Annotated in this window: 22 protein-coding genes, 2 tRNA genes and 1 pseudogene; 22 read left to right on the top strand and 3 right to left on the bottom strand. The window is 33.0% G+C overall.

From position 1 onward, the window contains the following. Window positions 1–4 precede the first annotated feature (4 nt). The 10 genes and pseudogenes from CLMAG_RS25025 to CLMAG_RS24980 all read left to right on the top strand — a co-directional run bounded on the left by CLMAG_RS25025 (window position 5) and on the right by CLMAG_RS24980 (window position 9,890). Window positions 5–1,954: an oxidoreductase gene (locus CLMAG_RS25025; protein WP_066629175.1), complete on the top strand. Its 1,950-nt coding sequence runs from the start codon at window positions 5–7 to the stop codon at window positions 1,952–1,954. Window positions 1,955–2,264: 310 nt separating this feature from the next. Beyond that, window positions 2,265–3,062, top strand: a complete 798-nt coding sequence (locus CLMAG_RS25020) for a methyltetrahydrofolate cobalamin methyltransferase (RefSeq protein WP_066629174.1) — start codon at window positions 2,265–2,267, stop codon at window positions 3,060–3,062. Further along, window positions 3,055–3,777 (top strand): DUF1638 domain-containing protein, encoded by a 723-nt coding sequence (locus tag CLMAG_RS25015; protein WP_341420933.1) that lies wholly within the window; start codon window positions 3,055–3,057, stop codon window positions 3,775–3,777. Before CLMAG_RS25020 ends, CLMAG_RS25015 begins: the two co-directional genes overlap by 8 nt. Before the next feature lie 17 nt (window positions 3,778–3,794). Beyond that, on the top strand, window positions 3,795–4,403 hold the full coding sequence (locus tag CLMAG_RS25010) for a CobW family GTP-binding protein (RefSeq protein WP_066629166.1): 609 nt from the start codon (window positions 3,795–3,797) through the stop codon (window positions 4,401–4,403). After that, window positions 4,396–4,881 carry a hypothetical protein gene (locus tag CLMAG_RS25005; RefSeq protein WP_242873133.1) on the top strand — a complete coding sequence of 162 codons (486 nt, stop codon included), beginning with the start codon at window positions 4,396–4,398 and terminating at the stop codon, window positions 4,879–4,881. The genes CLMAG_RS25010 and CLMAG_RS25005 overlap by 8 nt, the downstream gene beginning before the upstream one ends. 31 nt (window positions 4,882–4,912) lie before the next feature. Next, the gene (locus CLMAG_RS25000; RefSeq protein ID WP_066629156.1) at window positions 4,913–5,536 is read left to right on the top strand and encodes a cobalamin B12-binding domain-containing protein; all 624 of its coding nucleotides are present in this window, start codon (window positions 4,913–4,915) and stop codon (window positions 5,534–5,536) included. Window positions 5,537–5,540: 4 nt separating this feature from the next. Further along, window positions 5,541–6,647, top strand: a complete 1,107-nt coding sequence (locus CLMAG_RS24995) for a uroporphyrinogen decarboxylase family protein (protein ID WP_066629154.1) — start codon at window positions 5,541–5,543, stop codon at window positions 6,645–6,647. Between the two features lie 290 nt (window positions 6,648–6,937). After that, window positions 6,938–7,243, top strand: a pseudogene (locus tag CLMAG_RS24990) (cobalamin B12-binding domain-containing protein); the annotation flags it as partial. A 4-nt stretch (window positions 7,244–7,247) separates the two neighbouring features. Then, window positions 7,248–8,354 (top strand): uroporphyrinogen decarboxylase family protein, encoded by a 1,107-nt coding sequence (locus CLMAG_RS24985; protein WP_066629151.1) that lies wholly within the window; start codon window positions 7,248–7,250, stop codon window positions 8,352–8,354. Window positions 8,355–8,516: 162 nt separating this feature from the next. Beyond that, window positions 8,517–9,890: an MFS transporter gene (locus CLMAG_RS24980; protein ID WP_066629145.1), complete on the top strand. Its 1,374-nt coding sequence runs from the start codon at window positions 8,517–8,519 to the stop codon at window positions 9,888–9,890. A 90-nt stretch (window positions 9,891–9,980) separates the two neighbouring features. On the opposite strand, the gene CLMAG_RS24975 is transcribed toward CLMAG_RS24980, so the two are convergent. After that, a complete protein-coding gene (locus tag CLMAG_RS24975) occupies window positions 9,981–11,822 on the bottom strand; it encodes an ASKHA domain-containing protein (RefSeq protein ID WP_066629144.1) in 1,842 nt (613 codons plus the stop codon). Further along, the gene (locus CLMAG_RS24970; protein WP_066629143.1) at window positions 11,815–13,428 is read right to left on the bottom strand and encodes a PucR family transcriptional regulator; all 1,614 of its coding nucleotides are present in this window, start codon (window positions 13,426–13,428) and stop codon (window positions 11,815–11,817) included. Before CLMAG_RS24970 ends, CLMAG_RS24975 begins: the two co-directional genes overlap by 8 nt. A 239-nt stretch (window positions 13,429–13,667) precedes the next feature. On the opposite strand from CLMAG_RS24970, the gene CLMAG_RS24965 reads away from it, so the two are divergent. The 6 genes from CLMAG_RS24965 to CLMAG_RS24940 all read left to right on the top strand — a co-directional run bounded on the left by CLMAG_RS24965 (window position 13,668) and on the right by CLMAG_RS24940 (window position 18,221). Continuing rightward, complete coding sequence (locus CLMAG_RS24965) at window positions 13,668–14,306, top strand: cobalamin B12-binding domain-containing protein (protein ID WP_066629141.1); 639 nt, start codon at window positions 13,668–13,670, stop codon at window positions 14,304–14,306. 405 nt (window positions 14,307–14,711) lie between these two features. Beyond that, window positions 14,712–15,557 (top strand): hydrogenase small subunit, encoded by an 846-nt coding sequence (locus CLMAG_RS24960; RefSeq protein WP_066629495.1) that lies wholly within the window; start codon window positions 14,712–14,714, stop codon window positions 15,555–15,557. 9 nt (window positions 15,558–15,566) lie between these two features. After that, on the top strand, window positions 15,567–16,982 hold the full coding sequence (locus CLMAG_RS24955) for a nickel-dependent hydrogenase large subunit (protein WP_066629139.1): 1,416 nt from the start codon (window positions 15,567–15,569) through the stop codon (window positions 16,980–16,982). Continuing rightward, a complete protein-coding gene (locus tag CLMAG_RS24950) occupies window positions 16,979–17,440 on the top strand; it encodes a hydrogenase maturation protease (RefSeq protein WP_073393401.1) in 462 nt (153 codons plus the stop codon). The genes CLMAG_RS24955 and CLMAG_RS24950 overlap by 4 nt, the downstream gene beginning before the upstream one ends. A 26-nt stretch (window positions 17,441–17,466) precedes the next feature. Next, the gene (locus CLMAG_RS24945; RefSeq protein WP_066629137.1) at window positions 17,467–17,940 is read left to right on the top strand and encodes a cytochrome b5 domain-containing protein; all 474 of its coding nucleotides are present in this window, start codon (window positions 17,467–17,469) and stop codon (window positions 17,938–17,940) included. Window positions 17,941–17,960: 20 nt separating this feature from the next. After that, entirely contained in the window at window positions 17,961–18,221 is a 261-nt protein-coding gene (locus tag CLMAG_RS24940) for a hypothetical protein (RefSeq protein WP_066629131.1), read from the top strand. A 63-nt stretch (window positions 18,222–18,284) separates the two neighbouring features. Here CLMAG_RS24940 and CLMAG_RS24935 read toward each other — a convergent pair whose 3' ends face one another. Continuing rightward, window positions 18,285–18,707, bottom strand: a complete 423-nt coding sequence (locus CLMAG_RS24935) for an HIT family protein (RefSeq protein ID WP_066629128.1) — start codon at window positions 18,705–18,707, stop codon at window positions 18,285–18,287. Between the two features lie 543 nt (window positions 18,708–19,250). Between CLMAG_RS24935 and CLMAG_RS24930 the strand changes: the two genes are divergently transcribed. The 6 genes from CLMAG_RS24930 to CLMAG_RS24905 all read left to right on the top strand — a co-directional run bounded on the left by CLMAG_RS24930 (window position 19,251) and on the right by CLMAG_RS24905 (window position 23,901). Beyond that, window positions 19,251–20,114 carry a methionyl aminopeptidase gene (locus tag CLMAG_RS24930; RefSeq protein ID WP_066629125.1) on the top strand — a complete coding sequence of 288 codons (864 nt, stop codon included), beginning with the start codon at window positions 19,251–19,253 and terminating at the stop codon, window positions 20,112–20,114. 88 nt (window positions 20,115–20,202) lie between these two features. Beyond that, on the top strand, window positions 20,203–20,640 hold the full coding sequence (locus tag CLMAG_RS24925) for a PaaI family thioesterase (protein WP_161487027.1): 438 nt from the start codon (window positions 20,203–20,205) through the stop codon (window positions 20,638–20,640). 55 nt (window positions 20,641–20,695) lie between these two features. After that, window positions 20,696–22,114, top strand: coding sequence for an aspartate ammonia-lyase (locus tag CLMAG_RS24920; protein WP_066629122.1), 1,419 nt, complete (start codon window positions 20,696–20,698; stop codon window positions 22,112–22,114). Window positions 22,115–22,128: 14 nt separating this feature from the next. Continuing rightward, on the top strand, window positions 22,129–23,361 hold the full coding sequence (hydF, locus tag CLMAG_RS24915; RefSeq protein WP_066629113.1) for a [FeFe] hydrogenase H-cluster maturation GTPase HydF: 1,233 nt from the start codon (window positions 22,129–22,131) through the stop codon (window positions 23,359–23,361). 227 nt (window positions 23,362–23,588) lie between these two features. After that, window positions 23,589–23,672 (top strand) — tRNA-Leu (locus CLMAG_RS24910). A 155-nt stretch (window positions 23,673–23,827) separates the two neighbouring features. Continuing rightward, window positions 23,828–23,901 (top strand) — tRNA-Gly (locus CLMAG_RS24905). The last annotated feature ends 33 nt before the right edge of the window (window positions 23,902–23,934 follow it).

The raw sequence follows: 23,934 nt of genomic DNA, 5'->3' as shown, positions 1-23,934 counted from the left end.
AAAAATGAATCAATATTATCCAAATTTGGGTAGTACAATTAAGATTGCTGGATTAACATTAAAAAATCGTATGATAGGTTCTCCAATTTCAACTCCAGAAATTGGACCAGATGAAAATTTGACAAGAGATAACATTGCTTTTTATGGTTTAAGAGCAAAAGGTGGAGCAGCTGTTATCACAGTAAGTGAAGGAATTGTGCATAGTTCTACAGGAAAATCCCATACAAAACATATTCTGTTAGACAATCGTATGAGTTTGCCATCATTAACAGAACTAGCTAGTATGATTCATCGTCATAACTGTTTTGCTTCTATAGAATTATCACACGGTGGTAAATTTGCTGGTAAACGTAGTCAATCAAAGGGACAGGATAAACGTTTTGGTCCTATTGATGAAATTTGGCCAGATGGTACACATGTTTATGAAATGCCAGAAGAATTAATTCTTGAAATTGCTGATAGTTTTGGAAAAGCAGCAGCCATGGTTAAAGAAGCTGGTTTTGATATAGTATTAGTTCATGGCGGTCATGGATGGTTACTATGTCAATTTATGTCTCCTAACACTAATAAGAGAACTGATAAATGGGGCGGAAGCTTCGAAAACAGAATGCGTTTCCCATTGTTATGTGTTGAAAAAATTCGTGAAGCAGTTGGACCTAATTTCCCAATTGAATTCCGTATGAGTGGAGAAGAATATACTGAAGGTGGTTATGATATTAACTATGGTGTTGAAATTGCCAAGGCCTTAGATGGCAAAGTAGACATAATTCATGTATCTGCAGGTGTTCATGAAAATAGGGACGCATTTATTATCACACATCCATCCATTTTTATTGAACATGGATGTAACGTTCATTTAGCAGCAGAGATTAAGAAACATGTTAAGACTCCAGTTGCTACATTAGGTGGATTAAATGATCCTGATATGATGGAGGACATCATTTCTAGCGGTAAAGCAGACATTGTTGAAATGGGGCGTCAATTAATGGCAGATCCATTCTTCCCTGAAAAAGCTTTAACTGGAAGAAAAGATGATATCACTAAATGCTGCCGTTGTTTCAGCTGTTTTGGTGCTTATTTAACAACACGTACAACCGTCTGCGCATTAAACCCTATGATTGGTAGAGAAAGAGAACATGAAGCTGCTTTTGCGATATCAACACCTAAAAAAGTATTGATTGCGGGTGGTGGTCCTGCTGGCATGTCAGCTGCTTTACAAGCATCAGCTCGTGGACATGAAGTTATTTTATTTGAAAAAAATAGTCGTCTAGGTGGTGCATTACTTTGCGAAGAATATATTCCATTTAAACAAGACCTATACAACTATTCTCAATTATTAGCAAAAAGATTAGCTGAAACAAATGTAGAAGTACGTTTAAATACAGAATTAACTCCAGAATTAGGAAAAGAGCTAAATGCAGATATAATTATGTGTGCAGTAGGAACAGTACCTGTTGTACCACCAATCTCAGGAATTGATACTAGCGATAAAATTGTAGGATTAGATGCTATTCATCAGCCACGACCAGCTGTTGGAGATAAAGTTGTAATTTTAGGTGGAGGATTAATAGGTACAGAAACAGCTATCTATCTTGATAATCTAGGGAAAGATGTAACTGTTGTAGAAATGAGAAACGCATATGCTCCAGATACATCAGAAATGCATAAGATTGCTTTAGAAGTGACATTAAGGAAAGGTAATGTTGAAATGCATTTAAATACAAGAGCTAGAGAAGTTACTGATGAAGGCTTATTGTGTATAGATGAAAATGGAAATGAAGTATTATATCCTGCAGATACTATTTTGGTTGCTGCTGGTATGAAACCAAATTCAGCATCTGTTGAAGCGTTACGTTATGCAGCACCTAGGTTCTTCCAAATTGGAGATTGTGTTAAAGTGGGTAAAATATTAGAAGCAGTTCATGGTGGTTACTACGGCGCTTTAGATATTTAATATTTTTATAATGTTATTTATTAAATAGAAAGTATACTATTTACAATAGTAATTACAAAATTAGATGAGGTTTGTTTGAAATTTTTTATCTTTAGTAATTAAAGAGGATTACATGATGTTTAAATTAATAGCAAAATTTAAACATCATGTAAGGTGATTTACCAAAATATATATGATATGATATTTTTAAGTAAAAGATTTAACATTCTTAATTTTCTAATAAAAATTTCACGGTTTTATTGGAAAATTAAACATTAAGATATTAATAAATATCTAATTTTGTGGATATGTTTAAGGAGGGGTAAATATAATGTTAATTATTGGAGAACTAATAAATACAAGTAGAAAAGCAATACGTGAGGCTGTTCTGAAAAAAGATGGACAATATATACAGCAGATTGCAAAAGCACAAGAAGAAGCAGGAGCTACATATATTGATGTTAATTGTGGTACCTTTATGGAGACTGAAGTTGAAACTATGGAATGGTTGGTTGAAAATGTGCTTCAGGCAACAAGTTTGCCATTATGTATAGATAGCCCTAATCCACTAGCTTTAGAGGCGGGATTAAAAAAAGCGATTAATGGTAAATCAATGATTAATTCTATAACTGATGAAACACCAAGATGGAATGCCGTACTGCCTTTAGTAAAGGAATACAATACAAAAATTGTAGCATTATGCATTGATGATGGTGGAATGCCTAAGACAAATGAGGACAGAATTAGAATTGCTGATTCAATAATTACTAAGTTAACTGCAGAAGGAGTTAACTTAGATGATATATATATAGACCCTCTTATAAAGCCAATAAGTGCAGGAGAAAAAAATGGAATAGAGGTATTACAAGCAATACAACACATAATGGAAAGTCATCCAGGAGTACACACTACTTGCGGATTAAGTAATATATCTTATGCCTTACCTGCAAGAAAGGTATTAAACAGATTATTCATGGTACAAACAATGGCTCGTGGGATGGATTCCTATATAATGGATCCAACAAACAAAGAAATGAGGGCTGCTTTACTTGCATCTCAAACACTACTTGGACAAGATAGATTCTCAAGAAAATTCATTAAAGGATTCCGTGAAGGACTTTATGAGTAAGATGAACAGGGTAATTATAGCATGCCGAACTATTGCAGAGGAGTTAAATGCAGCTGTTAATGAAACCGGTTGTAAGTATCCTATACTATGGATAGAGTCAAGTCTTCATATAGAGCCTGAATCATTAAAAAAACGTATGCAGCAAGAGCTAGATCATATATCAAATGTAGATCAGGTACTCTTAGCCTTTGGATATTGTGGCAATGCAATATTAGGGCTAAAATCAGCAGACTATCAAATTATTTTTCCCCGAGTAGATGATTGTATTACTTTATTATTAGGTTCCTGTGAAAAACGGAAAAAGATATCAAGTGAAATGGGAACTTATTTTTTGACTAAAGGTTGGCTAGATTATGAAAAGAATATATGGGTTGAGTATCAGGATACAGTAAAACGATATGGAAAAGTTAAAGCTGATAGAATATATAAAATAATGCTTCAGCATTATAAAAGACTAGGTGTTATTGAAACGAATGCTTTTAATACAAAGGAATTTTTAGAAAAAACTGAAAAAATTGCAGAAGATTTAAAGTTAAAACAAGAAGTTCTTCCAGGAACTCTAACATATATTAAAAAATTGTTGACCGGTCCCTGGGATGAGGATTTTGTACTGATTAATCCAAATGAGACAATTACAGTGGAACATATTTATGGTAATGCGGCAGAGGAAGTTTGTAGTGATTGTAATTGTAACTTGGACTTTAACTCAAAGTAAAAGGAAGGTGTGATAAAATGAATTTGATTATTTTTGGGGGATTCCTTGGCTCAGGAAAAACAAGCGTGATACTCTCGTTAGCACATTTCCTTGTTGAAAGTGACGATTCGATAAAGTCAAATTTAGTAATCATTGAGAATGAGGTTGGAGAAATAGGAATCGATGATAAAGTACTTAAATCAGATGGCTACAGCGTAAGAGAATTATTTGCAGGATGCATTTGTTGTCAACTTACTTCTGATTTAATAACTACACTAAATGATATTAATGAGAAAATTAATCCTAAGTGGGTAATTATTGAAACTACTGGACTTGCTTATCCGAGTAAAATATTGGGTAATATAAATAAATATGGCAGGGGAATAGAAAGTATAAGAACTGTAACTGTAGTTGATGCAGAGCGATGGGAGGAACTTTCTACTATAACACCGGTACTTGTGGAAAACCAGGTATCACAAGGAGATACAATACTTATTAATAAAGTAGACTTGGTAACTGATACAGAGTTAAACCAGGTAGAAAATCGAGTAAAAGAACTTAATTCAAAAGCTAATATACACAAAGTATCTGCAAATATAGAAGTAAAGGATTGTATTTGGGAAGAGGTGACGAAAATCTGTGAATAAAATTCAGAAACCTTCAGTTAATAAAGTTAATAAAGTGCATAAACCTACTAAGTATAATAAGCATCAGCATAATTGTGGATGCAATCATGATCATTCCCATGAAGCTTTATATGGAGAGCTGAAGGAAGTTCCAGCGGTTTTCTCATACTCAACTTCCTTTGAACTTGATAAAGAAGTAACAGCAGATGAGTTGAAAAGCTGCCTAGTGGATTGGGTGGAAAGTCTTAAACTTTGGGTATCAGATAACAAGTATTTTATTGGACATATTAAAATTTTTGCTGAAAATGAAAAAGGTTTTAATCTTTGGCTTTCTACTACTGGTAAAAACATTAACATTAAATCCTCAGAGAAGTATCAGGACAATAATATAAAAAATATTACTATAAATATGACTGCAATAATTTTTGGAACTGATGAACAGACTTTGCGATCAATAACCTTAGAAAACTTGGATAGAAGGTTACCACATCGCAGTTAATATATAAAAGAATTATTTAGGAGGAGATATTATGAGTAAAAAATTAGTAGAAGCAATGGCAGATCTTGATGAGGATATAGTAATTTCAGAGGTAAAAGCATTAAAGGATCAGGGAGTAGATCCACTAGAAATTATAGAAAGTTTACAGGAAGGTATGGGGATTGTAGGAAAGAGATTTGAAGAAAAAGAATACTTCTTATCAGAGCTTATTATGTCAGCAGAAGTATTTAATGAGGCTTCACAATTACTTGGCGGAATGGAACAATCAGGATCATCTAAATATGGAGTTTTTGTTTTAGGGACAATCTATGACGATATCCATGATATAGGAAAAAATATCGTAACAACAGTAATGAGAAGTAATGGCTTTGAAGTAATCGATTTAGGTGTTGATGTACCTACAGCTAAATTTATTGAAGCTATAAAGCAGTACAAGCCAAAAGTAGTTGGTATTTCATGTCTTTTGACTACATGTTTTGATAATGTTAAGGAATGTATACAGGCAATAGAAGATGCAGGACTTAAAAATGATACAAAGGTTCTTATCGGAGGAGGCCCAGTTGATGAGGCTACAGGCAAATATGTAAAGGCAGATATTGTAGCTAAGAATGCACAAAACACTGTTGATTATTGCAAACAATTTGTGGAGGTGTAATAATATGAAAACAACAGAACAATTATATAATGAGCGTTTTACCAGATTTAAAAAGGCATTAAACTTAGAAAAACCTGATAGAACGCCTGTTGTTATGATGGGGGATTCCTTTTGTGCTGTACAACAAGGTGTAAAATTGTCGGAATTTTGCAAGAGTATTGAATATTCAAATAAAGTTATTGTGGATTCATTGAAATATTTTGAAGATTTTGATGGAGCAACTGCGACTTTTAATGTTGCTAGAATATTTCCTTTGATATTTATGTCAAGAATTAAACTTCCTGGTCGTGAACTTCCTGATAATATGCTTTGGCAATTAGACGAAAGGGAACTGATGACAGTAGAAGACTATGATACAATTATTAATAAAGGCTGGAATAGCTTTATGCCAGGCTTTGTAGAAGATAAATTAAAAGTTAATTTGGGTGCACTTACGGAAGAGATGGCTTATATTCCTCAAGCTATGAAAAATGTTGAAGACGCTGGATTTTTAGTATATAGTCCAGTTGTGACTACAACTGTTAATGAGTATTTAGGCGGCGGACGTTCAATGACAAAATTCATGAGAGACCTATTTAGGATGCCAGATAAAGTTGAGGCAGTATTAGAAGTTATTCAAAAAGAGAATCTTGAAAGCTTAAGACAACAAATCAGACAACTAAAACCTACAGTTGTTTTCGTTTCTCCAGCACGAGGGGCTAGTGAGTTCTATTCACCAAAGTTATGGGAACGTTTTGTATGGAAGTATATAAAGGAAACAGCAGACATGATTATAGAAGAGGGTGCCATATGCGATATTCATTGTGATTCAAATTGGGAACGTGATTTGGATTACTTTAAGGCTTTCCCTAAAGGAAAATGCGTATTTGAAACTGATGGAACAACAGACATTTATAAGATAAAAGAAAAACTTGGAGACCGTATGTGTATTAAAGGAGATGTTCCATCACAAAAGCTTGTTCTTGGCACTCCAGATGAAGTATATGATTACTGTACAAGAATTATTAAAGATGTTGGCCCAGGACTTATTCTTTCTAGCGGATGCTCAATACCTCCAAATGCTAAAGTTGAAAACATAAAAGCAATGCTTGCAGCGGCTACTGGTAAGTAAAAAAACTCCAAAATATATGAGGCGTAGTCAAATTAAGCAATATTTAATTCACAACTTGTAATTTGAACTACGCTTTTTATTGTGTTACAAATTTAAATATTAAAATAATAACTGTAAAAAAGGCATAATGTATAAATTTATACATAAATTTTAAGCATTATGTAAGATGTTTTGTTAAAACATGTATGATAATATATGTATATAGATAAATGTACAAAAATATATTTTTAGGAAAAGGTTTTATAACAATTAATAGAGTGTTTTAAGGAGGGAGATATTATAAGTAAAAAGTTGGTAGAAGCAATGGCTTTGAAGTAATCGATTTAGGGGTTGATGTACCAACAGCTAAATTTATTGAAGCTATAAAACAGTACAAGCCTAAAGTAGTTGGTATTTCATGTCTTCTTACTACATGTTTTGATAATGTTAAGAAATGTGTACAAGCTATAGAAGATGCAGGACTTGGAAATGATGTAAAGGTTTTGATTGGCGGAGGACCAGTTGATGAGGCTACTGGTAAGTATGTAAAAGCAGATGTAGTAGCTAAGAATGCACAGAGTACTGTAGATTATTGTAAAAAATTTGTGGAGGTGTAGCAGTATGAAAACAACACAAGAATTATACAATGAGCGTTTAGAGAGATTAAATAAGACTTTAGCATTAGAAAAAACTGATAGACCACCAGTTATATTACAAATGGACGGTTTCTGTGCTACTCATATGGGATATACATTAGCTGACATTTGCAAAGGTGTAAAAGAATCAAATAAAATTATATTAGAATCATTAAAAGATTTAGGAGATGTAGATGGAAGTGAATCAGCCTTTTCTGCAGGTCCTATATTCCCATTGACATTTTTGGCAAGAGTTAAACTCCCAGGACGTGACTTAGCTGATAATATGCTATGGCAGCTTGATGAAGCAGAAATGTTGTTTTCAGAAGATTACGATACAATTATAAGCAAAGGCTGGAGTAGTTTTGCACCAGGGTATTTGAGAGATAGATTAAAAATAAATGTTGATGAGATTATGGAAAGTTTAGCTTATGCACCACAAGCATCTAAAAACATCACTGATGCTGGATATGTGCTATATAAACAATCTACATGTTTAACAGTAAATGAATACTTAGGCGGCGGTCGCTCAATGGTTAAGTTTATGAGAGACTTATTTAAGATTCCTGATAAGGTTGAAGCAACACTAGAAGTTATGCAAAAAGAAGTAATTGAAGGAATTAGAAAACAAATCAGAGATACTAAAGCTTCAGTAGTATTCCTTTCACCAGCCCGTGGAGCTAGTGAATTCTTCTCACCTAAATTATGGGAGCGCTTTGTATGGAAATATATTAAGGAGACAGCAGATGCGGTTATAGAAGAAGGTGCTGTATGTAATATACACATTGATGGGAACTGGGAGCGTGACCTTAATTATTTTAAGGATTTCCCAAAAGGAAAAATTGTATTTGAAACAGATGGAGGAACAGATATCTATAAGATAAAAGAAATTCTTGGAAGTAATGCATGTATTAAAGGAGATGTTCCAGTAGCGAAACTTGCTCTTGGTACTCCTGATGAAGTATACAATTATTCCGCTCAACTTATAAAGGATATGGGAACAGGATTTATTCTATCAAGTGGATGTTCAATACCTCCGAATGCTAAGGTTGAAAATGTAAGAGCTATGATTTCAGCCGCAACTGGTAAATAACCTATATGAAGTGGAAACTTGAATCAGATAGGGTTTCAAACCCAACCTGACTCTTAGTTAAACTTACCTAACATTCAAAAGTCAATAAGTACTAGTCTTTATTTATGGAATATTATGATTAATATAATTAAATTATTATAAAATATTGGAGGGGATAGTATTATGGAGAAAAGTTTAAAAAAGTCCATTATTAATCTTTATGGATTACCATCCTTTGGATTTCAGTTATTTGTAAACATGGAGGTATTCTACTTTGCAGCATTCTTAACGGACTATGCTAAGATACCTGCAGCATTAGCAGGTACTGTATTGATGATTACAAGTATATTTGATATTGTGTGGGTTCCTACTGCAGGTATCATATTGGAAAAGAGTAACATGAAATGGGGTAAATATCGTTCATGGTTATTGGTAGGACCTCCTTTTGCAGTGCTATTTTTCATATTACAGTTTTCTAAGATAGGCTCTGCATCAACTAATGCGGTTATAATTTCAATAGGATTTATAGTCAGCCATTTAATCTGGAACATTTTTTACGCAGGACATATAGCAATGAACTCTTCAATGACACAGGTAAGGGAAGAGAGAATTGCTATGGCATCAAATAGAGGAATGTTTAATTCCTTAGGATCTATTGCTTTTTCTTTGATAGGTATGCCATTAATATTGGTTATTGGTAAAGCTAGTGGTAATCCTGCGATGGGATATACTTTAACTGTTATACTTTCAGGTATTTTCCTAACTATTTGTTATTATATATTATTCTTTATGACAAAAGATTATGCACATAGTGGAGAATCTACTCAAGCAGGTAAAGAAGAAAAAATGTCTGTAGGTGAGATGTTAAAACAAATAGTAGTAAATCCACCTCTTATAGGATTGATGTTAGGTGAACTTGGTAGATATCTAGGAAGATTTGTTATCTTTGGATTAGCATTTTATTATTTCAAATATGTTGTAAATAATCTAGCAGTAATCACCATATTTTTTACAGGTCTTAATGTAGTATGTTTCTTTGGAGCTGCGTTTACTAATCCAATTGCCAAAAAAATTGGAGAAAGAAACACTTACATTTTATCTATTTCAACATTTATAGTTGGATTGCTTGTTGTATGGGCACTTCCAATGAATTATGTTTCCTTTATGGTAGTAATGTTTGTAGCATATTTAGGATATGGAATTCCTGATGCATTAGGTGTTGCTATGTATTCCTCTACTGTAGAATATGGTGAATGGAAAACAGGAAAGAATGCGAGAGGTTTTATCATGTCATTAATAAGTTTTCCAATTAAAACTGCTATATTTTTAAGAAGTGTTATTATAACTGCTATTCTTGTAGGATCAGGATATGTCGCAAATATGAAGCCTACAGCACAATTGATAAGTGGTATAAAAAATGGAATAGCATTAATTCCAGCAGTTATTATGGTAGTAGGTTTAATTTTCATTGTATTGCTTTATAAAATTACACCTACTAGTCTTCAAAAGATGCAAAAAGAAATTGCAGTAAGAAAATCAGAGAGCACAAGTATATAGATAAACAAGAAAGTAGACTTATACTTCAGGAACATTTTCCGGAGTGTAAGTCTACTTTTGGTTGTATGCGCCTATAAGTGAAAACTTAGCTTAAAATTGCATTCCTTTTGCAAATTCTTTATTGAAGTGTTTTTGGGCAGCTAATTCAATGTATTTTACGGTAGTGGCAATGATATCAGAACGGTTGTATTCGCTGCGTGATATCAAAGCAAGCTTCGAACCAGTGCCTGCAGCATTTCCTACCATTCTTATTCTACTCTCAAGCTCTTTTGGTATTAGACCAATTATACAGGCGCTGTGTGGGTCCATATAATTTCCAAAAGCGCCAGCTAAGAGGACTTCTTTTATATCGTTAATGGTTATTTTGCATTCTTCAATAAGTATCTTAATACCTGCTGAGATAGCACCTTTAGCTAATTGTAGTGAGGTTATATCATTTTGGGTAATCATGATAGGCCTGCCGTGGGCTGTTTCAGATTCAGGTACCATTAAAAAAGCATTTGCATCTTTATAGTTAATAATATGTTTTTCAAAGGCTTTTGCAATAGGATTAGTAAACTGATCTGGAGAGAGTAGTTTACCTCTTTTATTAATGATCCCAAGCTCTACAAGTCCAGCAATTGTATCCAGCAGACCAGACCCACAAATTCCTTGAGGTTTTTCATTACCAATAACCGTATAAGTCATTGTTTCACTAAATTGTACATGATCGATAGCCCCTGCAGCACCTCTCATTCCGCTGCTTATTTGAGCTCCTTCAAAGGCAGGACCTGCTGCTGTGGAACAAGAAAAAAGTTTTTCAGAGGAACCTAGTACCATCTCACCATTTGTACCAATATCTATGGCCAATTTTATATCTTTACTCTTGTCCATTTCAGTAGCTAAAACTACTGCCACTGTGTCTGCGCCTACAAATCCAGCAATGTTTGGAAGCACGAAAACCCTACCTGCAGGATTAATGTGAAACTGAAAATCTGAAGCTTTTAAATCTAAAGGCTCGCTTACTACGGGAACATAAGGTACAGCTGCAATGTATTTAGGGCTTAAACCTAAGAAAAGATGGTGCATGCAGGTGTTTCCAACGACGGTTATGGCATAAACTTCATCTCTTGACATGCCTGACTTTTCTAAGGTGTCTCCAATTAATTTATCAAGTACTTTTAAAAGGGCAGACTGCATCATTTTTACACCATCTATATTCTGGTTGGCATAGGTAGTACGGGAGATTACGTCTGCACCAAATTTAACCTGTGGATTTAGTGAAGAAGCAACAGCTAGTTCCTTTCCAGTATGCAAATCTAATAGATATCCTACAATAGTTGTAGTACCAATATCAAAGGCAACACCTAGCATTATTCCAGTGGTATCATCTTTTTCTATCCCTAATATTTCATTTTCGTCAATAATTACAGTAACATGATGTTGTGCTTCACGAAGACTAAAAGGTAAGTCCTGTAGAACAGGAATACTTATTTTTAAATCTTCATAGTCATGATTTTGCAATGTGAGTGTTTCTTTTAAACGTTTTAAATCAGATTTTTGGTCATGTAAAGAAGGTAACTCTACCTCCGAATAATTCTTTTTTAGAAGAGGTTCAATAATAAAAGATCTTTCAACGGAAGATTGTAGTATATTATGCACCTGTTCTTTTCCTGTATTCAGTTGCACAGTTATATCATCAAAAACTTGTATTTCACAGGCAAGATGTATACCCTCTGAAAGTTCTTCTTCTTCCAGATATTTAATCTCTTTTTCTGTGGGACTTAAATGTTTTCCTAAAACTTTAATTCGGCATTTTCCACAGGTTCCTCTGCCCCCACAAGGAAAATCAAAATCTAAACCTGCTTTTGCAATTGATTCTTTTAGTGAACTTCCTTCAGGGACAACTATTTCCTCTCCAACTGGTTCAAAAGTAACTTTATAATTATTCATTGCTAGTGCCTCCATAAATATGTAGTTTTCTCTTGTTGTGGAGATTGTCCACGAATTTAGTACCATCAGCATACTCAAGTATTATGAAAGTTAGAATAAGTCTAAAGGTTGTAATGGCATCATTTAGATTGATATTCATAATACGTTGAATTTTTTCAATACGATGTGCTAAAGTGCTTCGACAAATGCTTAAAACTTCTGCTGTTTCTAACTGGCTTTTTTCATTTATCAGATAAGTATAAAGACACTTCATGTAATCTGTATTATTTTTTTTGTCATATTCCATTAAATCATATATTGAGGCATGGCAAAAGTTTTCTAAATCATTTTGCTTAGAACAAGTTTCTAAAAGATGGTATACTGCAAAGTCCTCGTATAAAAAAAGAAATTTATTTGTTTTCAAGGCTACTCCAAGTTCAATAGACTTTAAAGCCTGATGGTAATATTCTTGTATGTCAATGAGGCTGTGAAAACAACGACTTAATCCACCATGAATTTTATTTTTTTTCAAAAACTCTGTTAATTTTGCAAAGCTGTTTTCGTGAGTGGATATTTTATTATTACGACTTATTACTACAACTATAGTATCGTTATATATAATAGATTTACTATCCACAAGCATATAATCAATAGTATCTCTAATTCGATATAGAGAAACATTTCCAAAATTATTTTGGGATACTTTTACAGTAAGTACATAAATATTATTTTTAAAATGTAAGTCAAGAAAATTTAATCTTTCTTCAATGGTGCTTGTATCCATTTTTTCACCACACAGCAAATCAATGATAAAATTTTCATATCTTAAGCCTTTGGTATTCTGAAGAAACTTATTTTTTTGCATTTCTGAAGATAATACTTTACATAGGAGAAAAATTAATTCCAAATCATCTTCATTAAAGGATTTTTCACATTCCAATGCTACAACATATCCTACCACTTTGTTATTAACCTTAATATTTGATACTATACGAGGAATTCTAAATTTATCCTTGCTCATAAAAACTGGAGAATTGCTTGTATGAACTAGTTCAATAAACTTTTCTGCATTTGACATAGAGACAAAATCAAAGGAGCAATATCCCTTTGTGAGGAGTTCAATCCATATAGGATCATCTACTTGGATTTTTTTTGAAGCAGCTAGAAGCTTGAAGCTAAGATCTATGATGCATATAGGATTATTAAGAAGATCAGACCCTATGTTTACTATATGTTCAATACCTTTTTCGCTGACTAGGCAATCTAATAGCTTTGCTGAGTTAAGGGCAAGCTGTTGTTGCTTTGTCAACATATCTTGTACTTCGTTAAAAATTGTAATGATATCCATATTATTATTTAATGCTATTAAGTTTAGCATAGGGCTTTTTTTATACTTAGAAGGTAAATTGTTATTTGTAATACAAAGTATGTTTATATAATGGTCTTGTGGCAGCACTTTTGGAAGATTTGAAGTTTTTCCTATATACAAATAATTAGACTCAAATAGAGTTTGATCTTTATCAAGAAGTTTAACTGCTTTAATTAAAATGCCTTCTTTTTGCGAAATATATAATTCAGGATTGTAAGTCCTTATTTTATTTAAGAAATTACTTAGTTTCATTTCCATTTAACCACCCCTTATATAAAATAATATATCATCTTTTATTTAAATTAAAGAGTTAATTTGAAAATATGTTATAATGTAGAAAAATACATCTTTATAGTAAGATAATACAACATTAGGTAGGAAATTATATTAATCATAGTGTCTGTTTTTATACATTTAATTTATACATTATGTAAGATGTTTTAGAAGGTTATTTATGATAGTTTATATATAAGTATATAATTGCAGGAGGGCATTTTATGAGTAAGAAACTTGTAGAAGCAATGGCAGAACTTAATGAAGATCTTGTGATTGCAGAAGTAAAGAATCTTATAAGCAGGAATATACCTGTATTAAAAATTATTGGATATCTTCAAGAAGGTATTGGAATAGTGGGAAAAAGGTTTGAGGAAAAAAAATATTTCATGTCTGAACTCATTATATCCGGGGAAATATTTAAAGAAGCTTCAAAGATATTAGGGGAAACCATACCTTCTGGAACATCCAAGTACGGAATTTTTGTTATAGGAACTATTTATGGTGATATTCATGATGTTGGTAAAAATATTGTTAACACCTTTATGAGTAGTAATGATTTTGAGGTAGTGGACTTGGGAGTTGATGTACCACCAGAAAGATTTATTGAAGCTATAAAGCAATATAAGGCTAAAGTAGTGGGGATTTCATGTCTTCTTACAAATTGCTTTGATAATGTAAAGGAGTGTATACAGGCAATTGAAGATGCAGGTCTTAGAAAAGAGGTTAAGATATTGATTGGAGGAGGACCTGTTGATGAGGGTACTTGTAAGTATGTAGGAGCTGATGCTGTGTGCAAGACTGCTCAGCAAACTGTGGAATATTGCAAAGAATGTGCTTATTTAAGTATTAGTTTCATATAGATTAATTATGAAGTGAAAATTGAATCAGATGGAGTTTGTCTACGACCACGGGGCTTTGCCCGTTAAATGCCATTTAGGCATTTAACCTCCACCTGATTCTTAGTTGAACGAATCCAGGGACGTAGCCGCTCTTTACGCCCACTTTGGAGAAGATGGGAGTATTAGAGCGGATAGTCATCGGATAAAAGCTCTGTACAATCTAAGGACTTTAGCAAAATTGCTAAAGTCCTTAGATTATCTGTAAACCTCGACCTTTAAAAAGTTCGAGGTTTATTTTTTTAATATCTACTTTTACACCGGTATGATTATAGTAATATTTTCCTAAGTTGCTCATATAATTAGGGTAGAGATTTTACAATAAAATGAGGTGGGGGTTTGCAGGAAAAATTAGTATGCCCTTTAACAATGGAAAAAGAAATTACTTCAAAGGCACTTTTACAGCAGTGCGAAGAATTAATTAAAAATAGACATGTGAAAAAATTAAATGCTATATGCCTTGAGGTAACAGGTTGCTCTGGCAATATTATTTCTTTTTTAAATAGCGAGAATCCTGGATTAGACTATATATTAACGGAAGTAATAAACTTAAAATATAATAATACGCTAATGACTTCAGAGGGAGACTTTGCTTTTAAAGAGTTTTTAGATACTCTTAATACCGAATTTATATTATTAGTAGATGGTGCTGTTTCCACAAAAGAAAATGGTTTTTATAATATTATTGCTAATTATGAAGGTAAGCCTGTTACTGCCTTAGAGGCTATAAAAATGGCTGGTGAAAAAGCAAAATATGTTGTAGCTGTGGGAACTTGCGCATCCTATGGCGGGATCTCAGCAGCAAGACCTAATCCTTCGGGAAGTAAAAGTGTTGATAAGTTAATAAATTCTGAGGTTATAAAATTGCCAGGCTGTCCTTGTCATCCGGATTGGGTAGTGGGAACTTTAGCTCACTTAGTTTCTTTTGGAAAGCCTGAGCTAGATAACGAAGGAAGGCCTCTTCTTTTCTATGGAGTAACCATTCATGATACCTGCACAAGAAGAGGATTTTTTGATAAAGGTATTTTTGCTGGAAAATTTGGAGAAGAGGGTTGTATGTTTAAATTGGGCTGTAGAGGTCCAGTGACAAAAACAGATTGTCCAAGTAGAAAGTGGAATGGGTACGTTAACTGGCCAATTGGAGACAATACTAACTGTATTGGCTGTGCACAACCTAGGTTTCCTGATGGAATGGAACCGTTTGTAAGATATTAGGAGGGCGCTATGGGAAAAACTATAAAGATTGATCCTATCACAAGAATTAGCGGTTTTTTAGAAACTAAAGTAGAGGTAGAGGAGAATACTATTGTCAATGCAGAAACTAGTGGATTATTATTTAGAGGCTTCGAAAAAATGCTAAGAAACAGGAAACCTTTAGATGCCATATATTTCACGGAAAGGATATGTGGTATATGTTCTACAGCACATGCATTAGCTTCCACAGCAGCATTAGAGAATGCTTTAAAGGTGGAGATAAGTGTAAATGATTCATATATACGGGACTTGATGCATGGTTTTGAACTTATGCAAAATCATTTAAGACATTTTTATAATTTGACTATACCAAGTTATGTGAAAATGCCAGATATAGGGCCATTACATTCTGAACAATATAGTGATTATAGATTGCCAGAAGAAATAAATAAAAAAATAAGTGATCATTACATTAGAAGTATACAGTATAGTAGATTAGCACATGAAGGATTGTCTGTATTAGGAGGAAAGACTCCTCACGCTCATGGTATTTTTGTTGGTGGAGTTACTGTTAATATAGATGCATATAAATTATCAAAGGTTTCAGCAATTATCTACATTATAAAGCAGTTTATTAATGAATATATGATAGAAGATGTGTATACAATAGCTAAATATTATTCTGATTACTTTGAAAAAGGAAAGGCTTATGGTAACTTCATGAGTTATGGACTCTTTGATAAATATCTTGATCCACAAATAACTTATGTAAAACCTTCAGTGCTAATAAATGGACAGCAATCTAGCCTAGATAGTAACAGAATTACTGAGAATATAACTAATAGTTGGTATACAAATAATAAAGAAATAGAAAAGCCTACTGATGACACTGAGGAGTTTATCAATTTATCTAAGCAGGAAGCTTATAGTTTTATAAAATCCCCTCACTATGATGGATACTCTATGGAAGTAGGTCCTTTGGCTAGATTAATACTGGCTAGGGAATATAGCGGAGGCAGTTCCTGTATGGATAGAAATATTGCTAGGGTACTAGAAACTAAGAAAGTTATAGATATAATGGAAAAGTTAGTAGAACGTATTCAGTTAGTACCTAATAATCAAAAAATATATGATGTTCCAGACCAAGCTTTTGGCATAGGTTTAGTAGATACCACTCGAGGAGCCCTAGGACATTGGGTCAAAATAGAGAATAAACTTATAAAATACTACAACATCATTACTCCTACAGTTTGGAATATGGGATCTAAAGATGGTTCAGGTAGAGCTGGAGTAGGTGAAAAATCCTTAATAGGAACAAAAATAAATAATATAAAGGAACCGGTGGAGGTTGGAAGAATTATTAGATCTTTTGATCCTTGTGTTTCCTGTGCAACCCATCTAATAAGTGACAATTATGAGCCAATTGACATTGAAATTCTTATATGAAGATTAAAGCTATTGCTATAGGAAATACTTTGATGGAGGACGATGGTATTGCTATTATAGTGGTAGAAAAAATAAGAGAGAGACTTATAAATAATAATATTGAAGTTCTAATTGGAGAAACGGATTTTAAGTATTGTATAGCTTCGATAGAAGAAGGAGACATTTTGTTTATAATAGATGCTTCTTATTATGGTAAAAATCCTGGAGAAATAACAATTTCAAACTTAGAAGATTATAAACACAGGAAAAAGATCTATACTCAGCATAGTTGCAGTGTAATAGATTTAATAAAACTATACTATAAGTATGTAAAGGGATATATTGTTGCAATTGAAGTAAGTAACGTCAGCTTTAAATTAGGGCTGAGTAAAGAGTTAGAAAGGAAAGTTCCGATAATTTCAGAAGAGGTTTGTAGATATATTGAAGCAAAAGTTTTAGAAGTTAGATCTAAGTACTAGCATCTAGAGTAAGGAGTGAAAATAAGTTGGATTTTCATTTGATTCAAAAGCTTTACAGTATTAATCATAAAATAAGTTACTATAGTGAAAGAATGATGGCTAACATTTGTCCATATGCTAAAAACTATTATGGATATTTAATAAAAAAGAAAACAGAAGAAGCAAAAACATTAATAAATATACTATCCAAGGAAAAAGTGCGAAATAATATGGCAGTGGAAACACAAAAGATATTTACTATAGAGGAATTAGGGAAATATGATGGAGCCAATGGGAGACCCGCCTACGTAGCTATTTATAGCATAGTATATGATATAAGTTTATCACCACCTTGGGGTGGAGGAACACATTTTGGTCTATATGCGGGAAAGGATTTAACAAAGGGATTTAAGACATGCCATGACGGAAATGTAAAAATATTAGAAGATCTACCTAAAGTAGGACAACTAAAGGCTCAATGTAAAAATTTCCTGAGAAATATTTTAAGATCTGAAAATTAAATATAAGGGGGTATTAGCATATGCATGATACTATATTGTTAAATAAAATATCACAGGGATTAGAGGGATGCTGTAAGAGTAATAAAATTTTAAGGATAAATAGGCTGACTGTAATTGTAAATGAGAACAGCCATGTTAATTCAGATAATCTTCATGAGTATCTTAGAAGTTATAATGGAAATTTAGTAGGGGACTGGACGGAGATTAAGACTGAGATTGGGGATTTACCAGATCAAACTGCAATTATTAGAAATATAGAAGGAGATACAGCTGAAAAATAGTTATAGAATAGGAACTGCCTCAAAATTAGAAAGTTATTTCTAGAGTGAGGCAGTCTATTTAAATTATAAGTTTTTCTTTATAGAAGCGATTATTTCAGCATATTCTTCATCAGTTAACAATACTTTTCCAGGATTCATTTCAAAAGTACCGCCCCAAGTATGTCCATTTTCATACTTAGGAACTATGTGGAAATGAAGATGGGGAAGCTTATCTGAATATGCTCCATAGTTTATCTTATTAGGTGAAAAAGCTTTTTTTATTGCAGCTGCAACCTTTTTTGCATCTTTCATATATAATTCAAGATCTGCATCTTCTAATTCAAATAATTCGTTTACATGATCTTTGTAAGCAACAACACATCTTCCTTTGTAGCTTTGTTCTTTAAATAAATAAACAGTAGATGCGTTAAGCTGGCATACTTCAATCATTAAATCTTTTAGTCTCTGATCCTTTTCGCAGTAGAAACAAGTATTTTCCTTACTCATAATAAACTATCCTTAATTTATGCATATTTTAAGTAAATACACATGCATTAAAAAAATACATTTGCCAATGTATTTTTATAAAATGCTCTATCCGATGACTACCCGCTCTAATACTCCCATACGCACTCTGTGAATCGCTTTTCTTCAAAGTGAAAGTAAAGAGCGGGTACGTCCTTGGATTCGTTCAACTAAGAATCAGGTGGAGTTTGAAACTCCATCTGATTCAAGCTTTCACTTCATGTACACGTGTTCTGTAATTTTTATTATACTACTAAAACTAATACGTTTCAACTATGCACATGATAACAAAGTTGCAAGCGTTATAGAAGATTGGAAAATGGACATTTAATTCACATACTAGCATATGTTAAACTTAAAGTAAGGAACTTTAAATTCATGTAAATGTTTTGCTGAAAAATAGTAACTTATTCTATTATTATCGAGTAAAATTTGGTATTATAGTATATTAAATGATAGTATATTAATGGTATTACTATTTTATGTTATACTATGAAAACAAATATTTGATTGGAGATGTATTTAATGAAAAGACCAAGTAGAAATGATTTATGTTGGTGTGGCAGCGGTAAGAAATATAAAAAATGTCACATGGAAGAAGATAAAAAACTATATGTATATGAAGAGCAAGGATTTATAATTCCGAATCTAAATATTATAAAAACACCAGAGCAGATTGAAGGTATCAGAAAAAGTGGTAAAATTACTAATGAAATATTAGATATGGTAGGAGAGCGAATTAAAGTAGGAGTGACTACTAATGAGATAGATGATTGGGTTAGTGAGTATACTATTAAAAGCGGAGCAATTGCAGCCCCATTGAATTATGGTGGTTTTCCTAAAAGTGTGTGTACATCTATAAATGATGTTATATGTCACGGTATACCAGAAGATAGACCATTGAAAAATGGTGATATCATTAATGTAGATGTAAGCACAATATTAAATGGTTACTATTCTGATGCAAGTAGAATGTTTGTAGTAGGTGAAGCTAGTGAAAATGCAGTAAAACTTGTTGAAGCAGCTAAAGAAGCTTTATATATAGGAATTAATGAAGTAAAGCCTTATGGAGATCTTAATTCGGTAGGTATAGCTATCGAGAATTACTGTAATAAATTAGGATATTCTGTGGTAAGAGATTTAGGGGGACATGGAATTGGTTTAAAGTTCCACGAAGAACCACATGTAGACCATTTTGCTAGATCTGGTAAAGGTGTGCTTTTATTACCTGGTATGGTATTCACTATAGAACCTATGATAAATGAGGGCAGTTATAAGTGTGTTACCCTTGAGGATGATTGGACAGTTGTTACTAAGGATGGTTCATTATCAGCTCAATGGGAGCATACTATACTTGTTACAGAAAGCGGAGTAGAGATATTGGTATAATCCGATGGACTTGAAAAGTTCATATGGAACTTTGACAATGTGAGCAATAAACCTATATGGACAGTTGCTACTAATGGAGGGAATACTAATGATAAAATATACAAAAGAATTTTTAGCTAATGCTAAAAAACAGGGGATAGAAGATGTAATAATTAGCAAGTTTCCCAATTGTGTAGATGTAATGGAGCCTACTTTTGTGCAGTATATGTCCGATGAACTATTTGAGATACGATTCCCAGTGCTAGAATGGTATCTCAATCCTTTTAATGCAATGCAGGGCGGCTTTATTTCTGCAGCCTTTGATAACGCTTACGGGTTACTAAATAAAATGGCTACAAGAAAAGAAGCTGTTTCTTTAGACTTAAACACCAACTATCACAAACCTATATACAAGAATGACACTCTTACAGTTAAAGTTTATATGAAACATAAAGGCAATACTATAGTAAATATGTACGCCGAAGCCTTCAATAATGATAGTCAACTTATTGCAACATCAGATAGTAAAATGATGATTATGAAGTAAAATGTAAACTGCAATTTGTACTGGTTTATGCTAATATATAATTAAGAGATTTGTTATGCAAAAGGGGGGAGTTACTTTGGCAAATAGGATAGAAAAAGATCTAATAGGGAAAAAGTTGATTGAAGATTCAAGTTATATCGGGATAAATACAATAAGAGCATTGGAAAATTTTAATTTACATAGTAAAACAGTAAATCATAATTTAATTAAGGATATTGCATTAATCAAAAAGGCAGCTGCTATAGTAAACAAGAATTTAAATAATCTCCAAGCAGAAAAAGCAGAAGCGATAATTCAGGCTAGTAATGAAGTAATAGAGGGGAAACTTAATGATGAATTTACTATAAGTGCCTTTCAAGGAGGTGCAGGCACCTCCACTAACATGAATGTTAATGAAGTAATAGCAAACCGAGCCATAGAACTTCTTGATGAGAAAAAAGGAAACTATGATGTTATTCATCCTTTAAATGATGTTAATATGTCTCAGTCTACTAATGATGTATACCCTACTGGTTTAAGAATTGCGGCAATTCGTCTTATAAGAAAACTAAGCAACTCTTTAGCTGATCTTCAAGAAGCTTTGCAGGTAAAGGAAAATGAGTTTTCAGATGTAATAAAGTTAGGGAGAACACAGCTTATGGATGCTCTGCCTATGATGGTTGGACAGGGTTTCGGTGCCTATGCAAAGGCAATTGAAAGAGATAGGTGGAGAATATATAAGGTAGAAGAAAGATTGAGGCAAGTAAATCTTGGAGGCACTGCCATTGGAACTGGTTTAAATGCTACAAATAAATTCATATACATGATAACTGATGTTATTCAAGATTTAACAAAGCTTGGCATTGCCAGGTCTGATTTTCCTATGGATATAACTCAAAATTGTGATGTTTATGTGGAAGTTTCGGGTCTATTAAAATCTTGTAGCGTAAATTTGTTGAAAATTTCAAATGATTTTCGACTATTGAGTTCAGGACCAAAAGGAGGGCTTGGAGAACTAAAGCTACCTGAAGTTCAGGCTGGATCAACAATTATGCCTGGAAAGGTAAATCCTGTTATTCCAGAGATGGTAGCGCAGGTGAGCATGAGAGTAATTGCTAACGATAGTGCTATTACAATGGCAAGTTCTATGGGACAGCTTGAGCTAAACGCCTTTACTCCACTAATAGCTGAAAGTCTTTTAGAATCCCTTGAACTTTTAAACAATGCAGTTATTATATTTAGAGAGAGATGCATAGAAGAAATAAAAGTAGATGAAGAAAAATGTAGAGAAAATCTTGAAAAGTCAACTGCTATGGTAACAGCCCTTATTCATCATATTGGATATGATAAATCCAGTGAAATATCCAAGCAAGCTTTAAGGGAAGGAAAAACTATAAGGGAGATTCTTTATGAAGAAAATATACTTTCAAAGGATAAAATAGATCAAGTACTAAATCCCTTTGAGGTGACAAGACCAGGGATTCCAGGTAAATAATAGGGGGTATACAAATGAGTTTAAATGAAACACCACGTTCTGAAAGAGTACATATTGCACTTTTTGGTATGAGAAATGCAGGTAAATCCAGTATAATAAATGCAGTTACGGATCAGGAAATAGCTATTGTATCTGATGTTAAGGGTACAACAACAGACCCTGTTTATAAATCTATGGAGATACTACCTATTGGACCTTGTGTCATCATAGATACCGCAGGACTTGATGATATAGGAGAATTAGGGGAGCTCAGAAAGAAAAAAACCTTAGAAGTTTTAGACAAGACTGATATTGCATTAGTAGTAATTGATTCTTCTGTTGGCGTTAACGATTATGATAAATTTATAATAGATCAGATTAAAGAAAAGAAAATTCCTGTTGTTGCAGTGTTAAATAAGATTGATAAAACTGATGTAAAAGAGGAGCAATCGGATTTTCTAAAAAAGGAACTAAATATACCTGTAGTTCTTGTATCCGCAGCTACAAAGCAGGGAATAAAAGAATTGAAAAATAAGATTATTAGTATTCTTCCAGAGGATGAAGATAAGTTTAAAATTGTAGGGGATTTAATAAATCCAGGAGACTTTGTTGTATTAGTTACGCCAATAGATAAGGCAGCACCAAAAGGAAGACTTATACTGCCTCAGCAGCAAACAATAAGAGATATTTTAGAAAGTGATGCTATATCTATAGTAACAAAAGAATATGAACTTAAGGAAACCTTAGAAAACTTAGCTAAGAAGCCAAAGCTAGTAATTACAGATTCTCAGGTGTTCTTAAAGGTAGCAGCAGATACTCCTAAAGACATTCTAATGACATCCTTTTCAATATTATTTGCAAGATATAAGGGCGATTTAGTAGAACTTATAAAGGGTGTTAAAGAGATAAAAAAATTAAAGGATGGAGATAAAATACTTATTTCAGAAGGGTGTACTCATCATAGACAGGCTGATGATATAGGAAGAGTAAAAATTCCAAGATGGATAAGACAAATTACAGGTAAAAAAATTGACTTTGAATATACAGCTGGAGTCACTTTTACACAAGAAGTTAAGAGATATTCATTAATAGTTCACTGTGGTGGATGTATGTTGAATAGAGCTGCTATGATTAGTAGAATTGAAGACGCTAAAGAATTTAATATTCCAATTGTAAATTATGGGATATTAATAGCATATGTTCACGGCATCTTAGATAGAGCCTTAGAGCCATTTCCATTAGCTAAGATGATATGGGAAGAAGAATAGTAGAATACACATGCCCCCGTGTGTCAATATACAATATTTAAAGAATCTAGGGCGAAAACTAAAGTATTTGCTACGTATTTAAATATAATGATGCAAAATATAAAGCTAAATTATGTTTAAAAATGGTAACATATAATGTATCAGCAGTTGTTAAAAAGTAATTAAGGTTGATACATTAAGGATTAAAACATAGTAAGAGCACAATTCTTTATGTTTTATAATTATATGCAGGTGTGGCGGAATTGGCAGACGCACTAGACTTAGGATCTAGCGCCTTAGGCATGGGGGTTCGACTCCCTTCACCTGCACCAATTAAATAATATTCAGCTTGTCTATAATGCTGCTGGAATGAAACTCCTTAATGAATTGAGGAGGATTAAAACATAACAAAATCAATGAACTTCTTAGTAAAACTGAGAAGGACTAAAACATAGCAAAATCAGAGATTTTGATGTTTTATGTCTCTGCGGGTGTAACTCAATGGCAGAGTGCTAGCTTCCCAAGCTAGTTACGAGGGTTCGATTCCCTTCACCCGCTCCATAGTGAGATTGAAGACCGTGCTGGTTTAACTGG

Source organism: Clostridium magnum DSM 2767 (assembly GCF_001623875.1).
GTDB lineage: Bacteria > Bacillota > Clostridia > Clostridiales > Clostridiaceae > Clostridium_AM > Clostridium_AM magnum.
This window is presented reverse-complemented; position numbering and strand designations above follow the sequence as displayed.

What these genes read in the sequence shown, in the direction of transcription:
- CLMAG_RS24950 (WP_073393401.1), top strand. Translation starts at nt 16,979, where the DNA reads ATGAAGATTAAAGCTATTGCTATAGGAAATACTTTGATGGAGGACGAT.
- CLMAG_RS25020 (WP_066629174.1), top strand. Translation starts at nt 2,265, where the DNA reads ATGTTAATTATTGGAGAACTAATAAATACAAGTAGAAAAGCAATACGT.
- CLMAG_RS24940 (WP_066629131.1), top strand. Translation starts at nt 17,961, where the DNA reads ATGCATGATACTATATTGTTAAATAAAATATCACAGGGATTAGAGGGA.
- CLMAG_RS24980 (WP_066629145.1), top strand. Translation starts at nt 8,517, where the DNA reads ATGGAGAAAAGTTTAAAAAAGTCCATTATTAATCTTTATGGATTACCA.
- CLMAG_RS24965 (WP_066629141.1), top strand. Translation starts at nt 13,668, where the DNA reads ATGAGTAAGAAACTTGTAGAAGCAATGGCAGAACTTAATGAAGATCTT.
- CLMAG_RS25010 (WP_066629166.1), top strand. Translation starts at nt 3,795, where the DNA reads ATGAATTTGATTATTTTTGGGGGATTCCTTGGCTCAGGAAAAACAAGC.
- CLMAG_RS24975 (WP_066629144.1), bottom strand. Translation starts at nt 11,822, where the DNA reads ATGAATAATTATAAAGTTACTTTTGAACCAGTTGGAGAGGAAATAGTT.
- CLMAG_RS24920 (WP_066629122.1), top strand. Translation starts at nt 20,696, where the DNA reads ATGCAAAAGGGGGGAGTTACTTTGGCAAATAGGATAGAAAAAGATCTA.
- CLMAG_RS25000 (WP_066629156.1), top strand. Translation starts at nt 4,913, where the DNA reads ATGAGTAAAAAATTAGTAGAAGCAATGGCAGATCTTGATGAGGATATA.
- CLMAG_RS24925 (WP_161487027.1), top strand. Translation starts at nt 20,203, where the DNA reads ATGATAAAATATACAAAAGAATTTTTAGCTAATGCTAAAAAACAGGGG.
- CLMAG_RS24930 (WP_066629125.1), top strand. Translation starts at nt 19,251, where the DNA reads ATGAAAAGACCAAGTAGAAATGATTTATGTTGGTGTGGCAGCGGTAAG.
- CLMAG_RS24935 (WP_066629128.1), bottom strand. Translation starts at nt 18,707, where the DNA reads ATGAGTAAGGAAAATACTTGTTTCTACTGCGAAAAGGATCAGAGACTA.
- hydF (WP_066629113.1), top strand. Translation starts at nt 22,129, where the DNA reads ATGAGTTTAAATGAAACACCACGTTCTGAAAGAGTACATATTGCACTT.
- CLMAG_RS24970 (WP_066629143.1), bottom strand. Translation starts at nt 13,428, where the DNA reads ATGGAAATGAAACTAAGTAATTTCTTAAATAAAATAAGGACTTACAAT.
- CLMAG_RS25015 (WP_341420933.1), top strand. Translation starts at nt 3,055, where the DNA reads ATGAGTAAGATGAACAGGGTAATTATAGCATGCCGAACTATTGCAGAG.
- CLMAG_RS24995 (WP_066629154.1), top strand. Translation starts at nt 5,541, where the DNA reads ATGAAAACAACAGAACAATTATATAATGAGCGTTTTACCAGATTTAAA.
- CLMAG_RS24955 (WP_066629139.1), top strand. Translation starts at nt 15,567, where the DNA reads ATGGGAAAAACTATAAAGATTGATCCTATCACAAGAATTAGCGGTTTT.
- CLMAG_RS25025 (WP_066629175.1), top strand. Translation starts at nt 5, where the DNA reads ATGAATCAATATTATCCAAATTTGGGTAGTACAATTAAGATTGCTGGA.
- CLMAG_RS24960 (WP_066629495.1), top strand. Translation starts at nt 14,712, where the DNA reads ATGGAAAAAGAAATTACTTCAAAGGCACTTTTACAGCAGTGCGAAGAA.
- CLMAG_RS24985 (WP_066629151.1), top strand. Translation starts at nt 7,248, where the DNA reads ATGAAAACAACACAAGAATTATACAATGAGCGTTTAGAGAGATTAAAT.